Here is a 15,097-nt window from a genome sequence, read left to right as displayed (position 1 = left end):
GGAGCTTTTAATGGCTAGATTGGTATTCATCGCCCTATTGGCGTTTGTTTGCTGCTGGAGTCACGCCCAAGTCACGCAATATGCCCCCGATATTCGCACCGATGCCGGCGTCACCACCACGCTAGGTTTTGCCAACCCGATTAGGGACGAAATCACGGTGACGGTCACGGGTTATGGTGCCGACGGCACCGTTTTGGGAGAGCAGGCGGTGACTTTGCCGGGCTTTGGGCGCTACGAAGCCAAGGCCGATGAGTTGTTCGGTGCTTCGGTGGCCTGGGCCAAGGTCGATTCCCCGGTTTTCTTGGCCGGATTCGTCCACTACGCCCAGCAGAACGGCCACATGAGCCTCATGCCCATGACGCACCTTTCCGGCGAGCAGATGTACGTCTCGCAGATCGAGTCCGCAAAAGAACACTGCAAGCAGGATATCGTGCTTGCCAACGTATCCGGCAATGCCGGCGAGGTCCTTTCCCAGCCGGTCAAGCAGCGCTGGAAGTTCGATCAGGTTCCCAAGCTCGAGGCCGAACCCTTCGTGGTGCCCGGTTTGGGCGGCTCTTTCACGAGCGGCAGTTACGATTACAGCGCCCAGGCCAAGGACGACACCACCCTGTTCTGGGACAAGCTCACCACCACCAACGATGTGGCTCTGACCGGTGCGCAGCATCTCGAAGTGTGCGCCGAAACGGGCAGCCACTTCGCTTCCATGGAACTGCCCCGCACCAGCAATCGCTCCATGGTATTCGCGGCGGCCCACCCGCTGCGCGACGATTACTTCACCAAGGTGGTCCTGGTCAACACCTACCCCGTGCCCCTGGATATCGAGATCCAGACCCTGTTCGAACCGCGCACCGAAATCTATTTCGAGGCCACCTCGGTCGTGTTCAACGAAACCTTGGAACCCTACGAAAAGCGCGAGATCACCTTGACCGGACCCACCCACCTGGAAGAACTGCCTGTCAATCCCCGTTGGATGGTGGTCACGCCGTTCGAGGGCGGTCTGGTCGGGTACCAGATCACCGGTAGCGACGACGGTCAACACCTGGCGGCATCCAGCGCCATGGGCGTCCCCTCCACCGTCTCGATGCTGCCCCACACGCCGTCCAACGACACCGTGGAAACCGAAATCGGCATCGTGAACTACACCGACAAGCGCGATCCCATTTACGTCATCGGCTTCGACAACGCCGGCCGCAAAGTCGCCAAGCGTTACGATCTCTACCTGGACGCACATGAAAACATGGTCTTCACCACCGACGAACTGTTCGGCGAGCGGGCCAAGGACGTGGCCTGGGTTCGCGTGGGCGCGCACACGCTCAACGTCGGCAGCTACGGCCTGGTGCGCAACCGGACCGGTGGCCAGATCGCCCTGATGTTCGGCCACTCCTTCGTCGATCAGACCGGCGAGATCTTCTTCGCCGATTTCGAATTTTTCGACATCGACCTGATGAGGTCCCAGGAATGGACGGAATACTGGTTCGACGACCTGGTCATGGGGGACCCGAATCAGGATGGCACCGTGCCCGTGAGTTACGTACGTCGCTCCGAGCTGGATGCCTTCGGCACCCTCTACAACAACAAGGCCGGTCAGGTCGGTTTCCACGTGCAGGAAGCCGTACGAACCAACGGCCTGTTCTTCACCGAACTGGTGTTGCCCGCCAAAACGGGCTTCAGTTACCTGGGTTACGAGCCCCTGTTCAAGGGCACACGCGACCCCTACCGCGATGCCCGAACCGATTCGGTGGCTTTCCTCTCGCCCTTCTTCGAGGTGCCCCCGGGCGGTGATTACTACCTGAATTTCGACATGCGCTTCATCAATCCCCATCAGGCCGAGCCACGCAGCCGTTTCGGCATGGTTTGGCGCGAAGAGGGCTCCACCACCTGGCGTTTCCACGGTCTGCAGGGCATCCTGTTGCTCGACCCGCCGGTGATCGTAAGCGATTGTTGGATCGACATCTTCTACCGCTGCCGCGATGCGACTCTGAGCAACTGGTTGAAGCATGAAAACCGGATTCCCATCCGGGCCAACGGCAAGCGGATTCAGGTCGGCTTCTTCTATCACCAGCAGAACGAGGGCAGCATCTTCGGTGGACCCCTGATGTACATCGACAACGTGCACCTCAGTGCGGTGCCCGATCCGGCGGCCGTCAACTTCGGGATCTACGCCGAGCAGGTCTTCGAGTTCAACCCGCCCACGGACGACACCGAGAAGGACGAGGGGCTGTCCGAAGAACCCTGAACCTCGATCCGCGATCGAAACCGAAAAGCCGGCCCCGTGCCGGCTTTTCCTGTTTCTGGGGTTGGTTGAGATCGGACGTAGCTTCTTTTTTTCACCACAAAGGTCACAGCGTACCCGGAGGCGGGAACTCCCAAGCGATTCGCTTCGATTCGTTACCCACTTGAATCCCAATGGCCGGAATGCCGAGAGATTCGTCGTGCCCGGTAGGATCATCCGCCGGATGAACTTGCCGAAACGATCCATGATCAGAGTTCCCGCATTCTTTGAGATTCGGCACTGCGGTAGGTTGGCCGGCCCGGCCGACACTTCGAAGCGATCAAGGCTTCGAAAGATCGAGTCGTAAAAGAGCGAAGCAGATAAGTCGGGCCTCCGATCTCTCGATGGCGCAAAATATTTCTACCAAGTCGCTTCGATTGGTTGAGCAAGCTGCCATACCGGCCGTGCTCAACCTACAGGCTTTACACCTCTATCGCACGTGCGGGCTCTCCGAGTCGGCTCGCATCGCGTTGTTTCTCTCTCGAGATCGAGCTGGGTTTGCCCGCCGGTGTGCGGCTCTTATGTAACAAACTGTGTAAAGTTTGAAGATAGGGTAGAAATCCTGATTTGGTGTATTGGTTGGAAATTCCGTTAAAAAGTCGGCCCAGCGGGCCAACCTACCGCGACGACGCCCCTCTCACAAATGCGGGAACTCCGGGGCCTCCGCGTCCTCCGTGGTGAAAAAAATTCTTTCCATAGGACACCATGCTGGGTTGCACAACCAGCCATCCCCGAACGCACCGCGCCATGTTCGCGCTCTGTGATTTCTTGGTCGATAAATTATTGTTTGTGGGAAAAAGTATGGGGTCGCGCTAAAGTGTATATAGATATCCCTGGACAACCAAGATCGCCATGAAGAAACGGAACCACCCGTGGAGGTCAATCATGTGGTCGCGTCTGCCTCGTTTGGTTAGCTGCTTCTGTCTCTTCTGTGGCCTGGGTCTACCCCTGACGGGTCAATATCTGCGTCTTTTCTATCCGGACATCGAGCAGGGCTCCGCCACCATCGTCGTCGCCCCCAACGGAACCGCGATGCTGGTCGACGCCGGTCCCGAGAAAAATACCGACGATGTGCTCGAACACTATGTGGCCTCCTTGATGGAACGGGGCCTGATCACCAAACTCGCCTACGTCGTGGCCACCCATTACGACGAAGACCACATCGGGCGCATGGACAAACTGCTGGGGTTCCTGCCGCTCGCTCCGGATACCCAGATTTTGGATCGCGGAGAGTTCGGCAAAGTTCCGAAAACCTTCGCCTATCGCGATTACAAGACCGCCGCCGCGGCGTTTCAGCGCAGGACCATCGCACCGGGCGAGATCCTCGATTTGGGCGACGGGGTCACGGTGACCTGTGTCGCCGTCAACGGCATGCTGATCGACGGGAACCGCGTCGACCTCTCCGAAGCTTCGCAATTCGAGAACGCGGCTTCCGTTGCCCTGGTGGTTCGGTTCGGCGCGTTCGACGCATTCATCGGCGGCGATCTGCTCGGCAACGAATCGTTCAGCCTGCCGCCCGTGGAACAGCGCGTGGCTCCCGCGATCGGCGATGTGGACATCTACACGGTCAACCATCACGGCAGCCGCACCAGTTCCACCGAGCCCTTTCTGGCGCAGCTCAAACCCGAGGTCGCCATTTGCCAGAACGCGGCGAACAACCGCCACGGGCATCCCAACGAGAGGATCGTCCGGCGGATCAAGACCACTGCGAATTCCTTTGGCGAACCGCCACTCTTTTTTCAGACCAATCTCTCGAAACTGACCGATCCCCGCGCCGACTATCGTCTGGCCGACGGCATCGCCGATCCCGATGACGGCTTGGCCCCGCGCGGCCGAGGCGGCTCGATTCAGGTGATTTCGGATGGGGCCTGGTACCGGGTGTCGGCACCGTTGATCGAACCCGTGGTGCGTCCCTGTGACGGAACGACCGTCGGAGATGGTGGGACCGGACGGGAGCGGTTCCCACCGGCCATTTTGGACGTGTTTCGCGATTTGTACGTGCCGCCCTCCAACCGCCGCACGCGCATCCTGGCTCGGGTGCGGTTCTACCGTGAGGCCTTTCTCCACGCCGAAGTCGATGGCAGCCCGATCACGCCCCTCGAAATGAAACCCCGCAATGGCGATCCGAACCTGGTGGCGGCCTCGCTGCCCAGCATGGGCAACGGCGCCCTGGTTCGCTACTGGATCGAGGCCGAGGACCTTCAGGGCCGGCGAATCAGCTCGGCACGCCAGGGTTTCTTCTCGGGAGTGACGCCAATTTCGCGGTTGCGGGAGGTGAATGAGCGTGGGTTTGCCCGGTATTTCGGCTATGGCGCTCGGGTGCGCGGTCGCGTGTCCGCCGAGGCGGACCGGCTCTTGACGTCCGGATTCTCGAGTCTCTACCTCCAGGATGCCACCGCCGGCATCGAAGTGACCGCATCGGTTCAAGTGGGGGCGCGTCTCGGCGACCTGGTGCAAGCCGTTGGGGAACTGAATCAGCGGGAAGGCGATCTCTCGTTGGATGCCGGCGACGATCTCGGCAACCAAGGCTTGGACGTCTTGGGGCGCGGCAAACCGGTGGCCCCACAGATCGTTTCCGTGGATCAGATCGGAGAAGCGCTGGAGGGACGGCTGGTGCGGGTCAATGGCGTTCGATTGCCGGCCGGGGAGCGCATTCCCGAAACGGACGGCCGGCGCTTGCGGGCGCGAGTGGGCGAGGGCGACGCGGCCCGGACCCTGACGCTCGCCATCGACAAACGCGGCGAATTACCCGGCGCATCGAGCCCGTTGGGTCCCTTCGATGTGGTCGGCATCGTCACCCAGTACGATCGAACACCACCCCTGTCCCAGGGTTACGCATTGACCCCGCGCGATCGCGCCGATTTGTTCAGCGACGAAATCCACCACCCACCTTTGATTTTGACCGAGCTGATGGCCGCGCCGCGCAGCGATCTCAACGGTGACGGGGTGCAGCGATCCGACGAAGACGAGTTCGTCGAGCTGCTCAACCTCGGCTTGGAAGTGTTCGATTTGAGTGAGTTTCGGCTCGAGGACGGCGTGCGGGTGCGGCACCGGTTTCCCGCGGGGACCCTGGTGGCACCGGGTCAGGTGCTGGTCCTGTTCGGGGGAGGGGACCCACGCCTCGAAACATCGACCACGCAGCAAGCCTTGGTACAAAAGGCGTCCACCGGCGCCTTGGGCCTCAACGATTCGGGTGACCGGCTCATCCTGCGTGACGGCGACGGTCGACCGATCTGGACGGTGACGTTCGATTCGGCGGAGGAGGGAACTTCGTTGGCTCGCCTGCCCGACGGTACCCATGCGCCCCTGCAGACCCATCCCGAATTGTCGGGGCGGCGCTCGTCTCCCGGTAAAAACAGCAAGGGCGGCCTGTTCCGCATTCCGCCCGGAGCCTTGGTGATCAGCGAGGTGCTGTTCAATCCCCAAGGCGGCGATTCCGGTTTGGAGTGGATCGAATTGACCAACCTCAGCGATCAGGAGCTGGATTTGTCCGGCACCTGTCTGGGTCTGGCGGGTATCTCCTATGCCACCAAACTGATTCCCCTCGCGGGGCGGATCGCCCCGCGCCAGGCGTTCGTCGTGGGCGGGCCGGAATCCAACGATCGCAACGCCAACCCGCGCTTGGACTTCAAGCCGGCGGAGCGGTTGAATCTCGGCAACGGCGGGGCCGATGCCGAGGGGGTCGCGCTGTTCAACGTTCGTGCGCCGCTGGTGCGAATCGACACGCTGCCGATCGATGCCGTGATCTACGGTGAGCGCAACAGCTCGCAGCTCCGCGATGCACGCGGCGAGGTGGTCGAACCCCATGTGCGGGAGGCACCGACGGGCGCCTCGATCGAGCGGATTTCGGCGTCGGCGGGATGGCGGGTGCAACCCGAGCCGAATCCCAACCAGCCACCGGCCAACGGCAACATGTAGTTCCTGCATACCGAAACAGGCGCAGCAAACCGGCTGGGTCGAAACTTCGGGGCACGTAATTCACAAAGAATCAGCCTATTAGAGAGCGAAGTGTCGACGTCGGCATATCCGAATTCAGCGAAGAACGGCGGGCCGAAGTGCCCGAAAGCCGAGAGATCTGTCCAGCCTGTAGGTTGGCCCGCCGGGCCGACGCTTCGAAGCAATCCAAGCAACAGCAATCAATTGCGCCAAAGAGCGAAGCCGATCCTTTCCCTCGCGACGCCAATCAAAAGCCGCAAAGTCCAAAGTCCCCGCATCGCGGGAGGGGCGTAAGGCCTGTAGGTTGAGCCGGGCCGCGCAGGCAGCTTGCTCAACCGATCGAAGCCTTATGAAGCAAGCATTGGTAGTGCCTTAAGAGCGAGGTGTACATCTTAACACCCTCTCGCCGACGAAGGTCGAGATGTGTTCCGGGTTTCCAGGGAACTTCGGCGACAGACCACTTCAGCGAACGGCGGGCCGAAGTGCCCGAAAGCCGAGAGATACGCCCAGCCTGTAGGTTGAGCCGGGCCGCGCAGGCAGCTTGCTCAACCGATCGAAGCCTTATAAAGCAAGCATTGGCAGTGCCTCAAGAGCGAGGCGTGCATCTTTACACCCTCTCGCCGACGAAGGTCGAGATGTGTTCCGGGTTCAGGGAACTTCGGTGACGGACCACTTCAGCGAGCTCATCCCGCGGGCTTACCGTCCCTCGTGAACCCCCTGGCACGACACCGCTTTTGGCATTCCAGCACTGCCAGCAAATTGACTCCGATCGGCAGCGGCAATGCGAAGAGGGAGCGCTTCGCTCATGAAGTCATCGGTTTATTGAAGGTTACGTTGCTTCGATTGGTGGCGCAGGCTGCTCCACCTTCAGCCACGACGTCTTTTTCGGCCATGCGGGAAACTGTCGACCTTGGCGCTTCGGCTTGTGGGCCTGCTGCGCCGAGTGCGAACGAAAAAGGCCGGAGGATCGTGCCTCCGGCCTTGGTTCCGCCTAGAAGGCGTAAGAGATCCGCGTATAGTACGAACCGCCGTTGAAGCCGAACGGTGCCGTACGACGGGGATATACGAAGATGCCGTTGAACGAGATCTCGGTGCGGTTTTCGTCGGGGTAGACATCGAACAGGTTGTTGGCGCCCAACGACCACCGCAGTCCGTTGTTGAAGTTCCAGCCAAGGTCCAAGTCGGTCAGGACCTTCGCGCCGAAAACCTGGTCCAGGTCCGGATTGCTCGCCACCTCGACCGTCTTGACGCTGCCGAACCGGTTCAGCCGCACGTTGGAAAAGAATCCGCCGTTGCTGTAGCCCAAGCCCAGGTTCAGATGGCTGCGCGGCTGCGAGGTCTGCACCCGTTCGCGCTCGATGCGGTTGAACAGGGTGTCCTGCAATCCCTCCAGTTGGGCGGGAATGGCCACCTCGTCGGCGACCTCGGTGTCGTTCCAGTTGCCGGCCGCGGTGATCTTGAGCGTGCTGGAGGCACCGATCTTGGACGCCCAGGAGATGACCAGGTCACCACCCTCGGTTTCGGTGTCGATCGCGTTGGTGAAGAACTGGGCCGCGCGCACGTTGAACGGCGCCAGGATGGCCTCGATCCGCGGATCGGCGCTGTCCTGGAACTGGCCCGAAACCACGACGCGGTCGTCGATATCGATGCGGTAGATATCGGCCGTGATCGAGAGGCTCTTCATGGGCTTCCAGGTAAAGCCGGCCGAGGCGTTGACCGAGGTCTCCTCCTTGAGTTCGGGAATACCGAATGCCTGGGTGACCTCGTCGTTGTTGCGGAAGGTACCCACCTCGAACGGGACCAGCTCTCCACTGGCCTCGTCGAACACGAACTGGGTCGACGTGTTGTTGAAGAACGACTGATGCAGCGAAGGCGCGCGGAATCCGGTGCTTCCCGAGAGGCGCAGGGCCAGGCCCTCGCTGATGGTGTAACGCATCGCCAGCTTGCCGCTGAAGTTGTTGCCGAAATCGCTGTAGTCCTCGAAACGACCGGCCAGCGACAACAGGAACTGCTCGGAGAGATTGGATTCCATTTCGGCGTACAGCGCCAGGTTGTCGCGATCTTCGTCCACCTCGTTGGCGGGACGGAATCCGGGAAAGACCTGGATCCCGGGAGCCGCGCGTTCGCCGAACTGGTTCGGCACGCCGCCGTCGACCCATGAAGCGGTCTCACCGGCTTCGATCTGGTAGTTGTCTTGGCGCCATTCCACCCCGAACGCCAGGTTGACCGGGCTGCTGAGTCCCCAATCGACGGTGCCGAAGAGGTCGAGCCCGGCGGTGGTCTGGTTGAATTCCAACGTGCCGGCATTCGCTTCGGTGGGACTGGCCGTGCCCAGCGAAACGTTGACCGAATTGCTGATGTCGAACTCGAACGAGTTGCCGCCCGTCGTGACGTTGGCATCCAACACCCAGTTCGCGATCAGGGTTTTGAAGCCCACCGAAAGCGAACTGTCTTCCACGGTGGTGTTGATGAGTGGCAAAAAGCCGTCGGGATAGACTTCGGGAACGTTGCGGGCATCCAGCGAACGGCGGTAGAAGCCGCCCGATTCACCTTCGCGATCCGTGTAGCCGCCGAAAACGTAGATTTCGGAATCGTCACCGAGCGGGAATGAGCCGTTGAGGAAGAAGCCCAGGTTCTCGGAATCCGCGTCGCCGTAGCGGTGGTTCAGGCGATCGAAACTGGTTTCGCGCGGGTCCGGCGACCCGTCCGCCAGCGAGGGGTATTGTTGTCTCGGATCCAGGCCGGCGCGGTTGGTGGCGCCGCGATCTCGGAACTCCGCGGTCAGGTTCAGGTAACCCGTATCGCCGATCCGCCAGCCGTGGTTGATGCTGCCCATGACGACTTCACCGTCCTCGTCGTAAGTCTGTCCCGAGTTCACGTCGAAGGAGGTGCCCACGTCGTCCTTCAACACCAGGTTGATGACGCCTGCGATCGCGTCGGAACCGTACTGGGCCGAGGCCCCGTCGCGCAGGATCTCGATGCGCTCGATGGCGCTGGCCGGGATGGCGTTCATGTCGACCCCCGCCGTGCCGCGCCCGACCGAGCCGTTGACGTGGACCAGGGCGCTGGTGTGGCGGCGTTTGCCGTTGACCAGAACCAGGGTCTGGTCGGGCCCCAGACCGCGTAGGGTGGAGGGACGCACGATGTCCGTGCCGTCACTGATGGTGGAGGTCGAGAAGTTGAAGGACGGCGCCAGGAATTGCAGCATCTTGCTGGTTTCGGTCATGCCCGTGCTCTTCAGCTCGTCGGTGTGCATGACGTCCACCGGCACCGGCGTTTCGATGGCCGTGCGGGCCGCGCGTGACCCGATCACCACCAGCTCCTCGCCGAACTGCGCCAGCGCTTCGTACATTTCGAAATCTTGCGTGTCTTCGCCGTCCGCCTCGACCGTCACGGCCTGATACACGGACTCGTATTCGGGGAAGGTGACCAGCAGCTTGTAGTTGCCGGGCCGCACGCGCAGACTGTATTTGCCTTGCTCGTCGCTGACTGCGACCTTTTGGATTTCCACGACCAGGATGGTCGCGCCGGCGAGGGGTTGAGACGAGGCGCCGTCTGTCACGGTCCCGACGATCAGGCCGGTTTGGGCAAATGCGGGGACGGCACAAAAAATGAGGAAAAGCAGGCCGAGCATACGGCGTGCGACCTGACCGAACGGCTGGGCACCGTTCGGTTGAATGTCTCTTTGTTGCTCCATGGGTGTTGTGCTCCTTTACATATATGAATCACGGTTCCTCGAAAGGAGGCGCCCAAATAATCGATTCGTGCGGGGGAGGGCAGCACAAGAGAAAGGACATAAATAGAGTCATGTCATAAATGTCGAATGGGATTCGGGCCCGTGATTGGACATGACCCGGTGGGGGTCGATCGGGTGGGAAAACCCGCTAGGGAATGGCCGTCCAACAGTTCCCGAGGGTTGTGACCATGCAGGACGCTTCTGCCGCCACTCGGCCGAGCCGGTGGGGCAGATGGACAACCTTACGGTTTACAAATGGTTAGCGCCTATGAGGACCGAGAATGGGCGCATATTAGCACATCCATGCTGCGCCGTGTCAGAAACTTTGCGACAAAAAGTACGAGTGAGCTTTTGTGAAAAAAATCACTTCATGGATATGATTGTGTGAATGCTGTAGAGCTGGGTAAATTGAAAATAAAAGTTTATTTGATCTATTGAGGGAGCGCTACTCGGGCGGTGGGTTGTGCTGGTCCGAATCTTTGGCTTTCTTCGATTGGGTTTGGTAGGCTTGACGCGCCTTTTTGGCCGTGCGGGGATGGCTTTGGTCCAGGTTGTCGAGGTAGGGTTCCAGGAGATCCGTGCAATGACCGGTCACGGTGGCGCGCACGATGGATTGCCAAAACGCGCCCATTTCCGCGTAGTGAATCAAAATATCGCCCCAACGGGCGAAAGCTGCCACCGAGCCGTGTTTTTCCAACCAGGTATCGATGAGGGAAACGATCTTTTGATGGTACACCGTTGCCAGGGAATCTTCCATATATCCGCCGGTTTGTTCGTCCCACGGGTAGTGGTACAGCATGAATTCGACGAAAAACCCGACTTTGTCGTTCTGCTTCAAGTCGAGGGTGAGCAGTTGGGAAAAATCGCGTAACGAGACGTTTTTCCAGACCTGGATCGCTTCCTGTTCACGATCCAGGGCCGCGTAGCCGATGCCGAGTTCCAGCCCGGGTCCGCCCTGAAGTTCCATCGCGTAGACGGCCGGGATGTATTTGTGATCGACGAACAGGCCGATGGCCTGCTCGTGGAGTTCCTTCGGATCCTTTTCGTGAAGCAATTTCAAATACTTTTTTAGATGGGGAGAACCCGCTTCCAGGTCCTCGGACCAATTGGAGGCCCTGTAAACCGCCATACTGGGATCGAAGAGCGCAAAGGCCTCGCAGGACCTTCGAATATCCCTGGCCGTGGCGAACGCGTGTGCGGCGGCCTCGTAATGCTCCAGTTTCAGGTAGGCTTCCCCCGCACGGGCATAGTCGTTCAGGGCGCTGAACCCGACCGCGGCCTTGAACGGGTCGCCAGTCGCCAACTCGCGATCGGCGAACGTGCCCAGCCAGTGCTTGTCCAGTTGACCGGCGTACTTGACCGCGTCCTCGAAATCCCGGCGTTGCGCGCAGAGTTCCATCAGCTCGCGTTTGTGATTGCCCTGCTTCAGGGCCTTGATCTGACTGCCGGTATCGCCCAGCTCGTGGTAGAGGGCCGCGGCGCTCAGGAAATCCTTGCCGCGCAGGAAACAATAGGCCGCTCGTTCCTTGTGGCCCAGGGCTTCCAGCAGGGGCGCGGCTTCCAACAGCTCGCCGGCTTTTTCGAACGCGCTCGCCGCGTCCTCGGGCTGGTTCAGGGCATCCCGAAAGAGTCGGCCCGCGGCTGCGAATTGCTTGGCTTGCAGAAACAACGTCGCGGCACGCTGGGGTTCGTGCAGTGCGACGAGGTGTTCGGCGGCCTGCTTCAGGTGCCGGTCGCCAATCAGGAGTTCCACTTCGCAGCGCATGGCGCGCTCGGTTTCTCCCAACTGGGTCCAGAGGGGAAAGGCCTGGTCGAACGCGCCGGCCCGCTCGAAGTGGATGGCCGCTTCGCGGTCCATACCCAAGTGTACATAGTTTTCGGCGGCCTCACGCCATTCGCCGCGGTGTTCGTGCAGGCGGGCCGCGGCCAGGGCGAGCCCGTTCGGGTCGTTCGCGTTCTTGAAGCACTCCATCGCCGCCTTGAAGTGCTCCTGGTCCAGGAAGTAGCGTGCCTGCGTGGCCCATTCTTCGGGGGTGCTGACCACATCCCAAACCTGGGCGATCCGCTCCTGGTCGTCGGTGCGGAAGATTTGCTCGGCGAACTCCGGGGCATCCCAAATCGCCGATCCGGCCTGGCCTTCGTAGATCAACAGATCCTTTTTGGCGCGCGTGATCCCGACGTAGAGCAGGTTCATCTCGTGGCGAATCTTGGCCTCGTGACGATCCACTTCCTTGCCTTGGAGGATCGCCTGCCAGATGTCGAGGGTGAGCGGATCCGCACCGAATTTCCAGAGCAGCACGGTGTCGAATTCGAGGCCTTTGGCTTCGCGTATGGTGAACACCAGCTCCGTTTCCAGCAGCTTCATCAGGCGTCGTTGTTCCGCTTCGGTGCGAACCAGGATGGTGCGATTCGCACCCGCCCGACGCACGGTGGCCAACATGGCCCCATCGTCGAGACCGGTGACGACCATGGGCGGCCGACCCTTGAATTTCCAATCCTCGCTGCGTTCGTCCTTGCGCGACCCGAAGATGGTCTCCTTGAGCGTCAGCAGGCTGTTGGCCAACTCCACGATATTGCCCGAGCTGCGAAAGTTCATGGAGAGAAACCGTGGTTCGGGAACCTTGAGATCGCGTTCGAAGAAGTGGCGGCGCAGTTCCTCCCAGCGAAAGCCGCTGGGGTTGATGATCTGGCGACTGTCGCCGCAGAGGAACAGGTTGTAGGGGTTGCGAGCCAGGCCGAACAGCAGCTCCTGTTGGATGTCGGTCAAATCCTGGATCTCGTCGCAAATGATGAAATCGTAGCGGAACGCGTCCGTCGCCCGTTCGGCCAGGAGCCGGCCCGTCGCGTGAACCAGGTCCAGTTCGTCCCAAAGGCCGTTGCGGTCCAATTGCTTTTGGTACCAGAGAAAGATGTGGTAGATCTCCTTGCGGTCGAACCGGAAGTTGGGCGCTTTTTTGCGACCCTGGCTCTCGTACTCGTAGAGCGAAAGGTAACGATGGGTCGTCAGGTCCTTGCGGGATTCGAGGTATTGGCGGGCCTGATCCAGCAGGTCGGCGACGCGGTCGGGGTGTTGGGCCAGGTGTTGCGGTAGGTTCACGGCGAAGCGATTCAGCGATTCGCCAAACCGCTTGCGGGCGGCTTCGGCGATCGGTTTGGTCGAGGCGAGCTTGGCGAATTGGCGGAACTGATCCTGGAGCCGCAGGATTTGGTCCTGATTGAGATTGCCCTCGCCCAATCGCCGGTGGCAGGTGCGCAGGATTTCCAGGTTGGCTTGGGGCAGTGCACCTTTGATGATGGCCCGGATCTCCTCCCAAACCAGGGCCGCATCGTGGCGCGCGCCCGATTGTCCTTCGCCGTACATCTTTTGGAAACGCCCGAAATGAACTTCCTTTTCGGGTGGGAACGGCTGGTTGAAGTGGCGGCAGATCGACAGACAGAAATCTTTGAAGGTGTGAAAATCCGGGGCGTGCCAGTCGCCCGACTCGGGGTGTTCGTTGATCAGGGCCTTGAAGAGGCCTTGGGAGAAATCGCGAAGACGGCGATTGTAGGTGATGAACAACTTTTTCTGGTGGCGCAGGACATCCTTGAACAGGTAGTAGACGGCAAGGGTCGTTTTGCCGCTGCCGGCGGTTCCCGAGACCAGCAGCGGCGGCGGGCTTCTCAGGATGTCGCGTTGGATGGGTGTGAGGAAGAGGAACAGGGCGAAGTCGTCGCGACTGTAGCGCTCCAGACGCTGCCACTCCGGTTCGGCCAGGGTGTGCCAGCGCTGGCCGGCCGTCTCCTCGGCGATCGGGTCGGTGATGCGTTCCTGGGTGATGTAGGCCGCGTCGAGGTCCTCCAGCTCCAGTGACTCGTGAAGCTCCTCCCTGTACGCGTTGAATTGGAGGAACGGCACGCCTTGGGGCGCGATGATGCGGCTCTTTTTGTCGATGTCGTCGTGGACCACGATCGCCCACACGTAGATCAGCAGGGCGTCCTCGCCGGCGATGCGATCGCGGCCGAGGGTGAAGAGGATTCGGTTGCCACGATCCAGGCGGCCCTCGAAGATGGTTTTGGAAGAGGTGCCCTTGAGTTTCTTGACTTTGAGGCCGGTGTCCCACAATCCGTTTTCCAGGTATTCGAACTTGGCGCGAAACCGTTTTCGCTGCGGCGGCGAGAGTTGGAGGAAGTAGTCTTTGACGGTATCGTTGATGAGAACGTGAATCACCTGGTCTGTCACCTGCGCCATGCTTGCGTTCGTCCTGGACCGAGTCATGCGGCCATATCGGGCGGACCCCCGCGTGCATGTCGGTGCGATCGTTTGTTTCGCACCACGCCCACCTGCATCGTGCGCGGCTCCCCTGATGGAGCGCTTGCCGGTTCAGCCCCTGGCACGTCATGGGCTGGGGGCGAGATGCCGCCAGGAATCGCCCAACTCGAGTTGAGGCCCGGATATAATGGGCATTTGTACCACACGAACGAAGCCGGGCGGAAACGCCACGACCCGAAAAGTGAGCTAGGGAGGCCGGTTTGTTGGCGCACAGACGTGGATGGGTTTTCGATATGGACGGAACCTTGACCCACGCCATTCACGATTTCGTGGCGATCAAGCGTGAGCTGGGATTGCCGGAAGATCGACCGATTCTCGAAGTCTTGTCCGAGATGGACGCTGCACGCGCCGCGCCGATCGCCCGGAGACTGGACGAAATCGAGTACGAGATCGCCGGTCGCGCGACGGCGGCGATCGGTGCCGTGAGCCTCTTGCGTGCCTTGCGCGATGCCGGGGCGCACCTGGGCGTGCTGACCCGCAATACCCGGCGCAACGCCTTGCTGACGCTGGAAGTGACCGGACTGCTGCCGTTTTTCGAGGTGGACGACATTCTCGGTCGCGACGAGGCGGAACCCAAGCCGAGTCCCAGTGGCGTGGCGCGTTTGCTGTCGCGATGGGGCTGCGATCCGTCACGGGCGGTCATGGCCGGCGATTACCTGTTCGATCTGCAGGCGGGCCGTGCGGCGGGTGTGGCGACGGTCTACGTCGACGGCAGCGGTGTCTTTCCGTTCGGCGAGCTGGCCGACATCCAGGTGGTGTCGCTCGATCAGTTGCTGCCATTGTTCGAAACGCCGAATTGAGCGCGTGCCGCTTCGAAGTGCGACGGCCGGGCGTGCCCGCATGC

Annotated in this window: 5 protein-coding genes; 3 read left to right on the top strand and 2 right to left on the bottom strand. The window is 60.9% G+C overall.

All coding sequences use genetic code 11. The annotated features are described in order from the left end of the window. The first annotated feature begins 10 nt into the window (after positions 1-10). Both J3U87_RS09000 and J3U87_RS08995 read left to right on the top strand, forming a co-directional pair. Positions 11-2,236 (top strand): hypothetical protein, encoded by a 2,226-nt coding sequence (locus J3U87_RS09000; RefSeq protein WP_237382708.1) that lies wholly within the window; start codon positions 11-13, stop codon positions 2,234-2,236. Between the two features lie 921 nt (positions 2,237-3,157). Continuing rightward, a complete protein-coding gene (locus J3U87_RS08995; RefSeq protein ID WP_237382707.1) occupies positions 3,158-6,190 on the top strand; it encodes a lamin tail domain-containing protein in 3,033 nt (1,010 codons plus the stop codon). A gap of 1,009 nt (positions 6,191-7,199) precedes the next feature. On the opposite strand, the gene J3U87_RS08990 is transcribed toward J3U87_RS08995, so the two are convergent. Together J3U87_RS08990 and J3U87_RS08985 are read right to left on the bottom strand one after the other, a co-directional pair. Beyond that, the gene (locus tag J3U87_RS08990) at positions 7,200-9,905 is read right to left on the bottom strand and encodes a TonB-dependent receptor (RefSeq protein WP_237382706.1); all 2,706 of its coding nucleotides are present in this window, start codon (positions 9,903-9,905) and stop codon (positions 7,200-7,202) included. Positions 9,906-10,389: 484 nt separating this feature from the next. Further along, positions 10,390-14,172, bottom strand: coding sequence for a UvrD-helicase domain-containing protein (locus J3U87_RS08985; protein ID WP_237382705.1), 3,783 nt, complete (start codon positions 14,170-14,172; stop codon positions 10,390-10,392). A gap of 281 nt (positions 14,173-14,453) precedes the next feature. Between J3U87_RS08985 and J3U87_RS08980 the strand changes: the two genes are divergently transcribed. After that, a complete protein-coding gene (locus J3U87_RS08980) occupies positions 14,454-15,053 on the top strand; it encodes an HAD family hydrolase (protein WP_237382704.1) in 600 nt (199 codons plus the stop codon). Positions 15,054-15,097: the final 44 nt, after the last annotated feature.

The organism is Sulfidibacter corallicola (assembly GCF_017498545.1).
GTDB classification, from domain to species: Bacteria; Acidobacteriota; Holophagae; order Acanthopleuribacterales; family Acanthopleuribacteraceae; genus Sulfidibacter; species Sulfidibacter corallicola.
The sequence above is the reverse complement of the archived record's forward strand: the minus strand, read 5'-3'. Positions and strand labels throughout refer to the sequence as shown.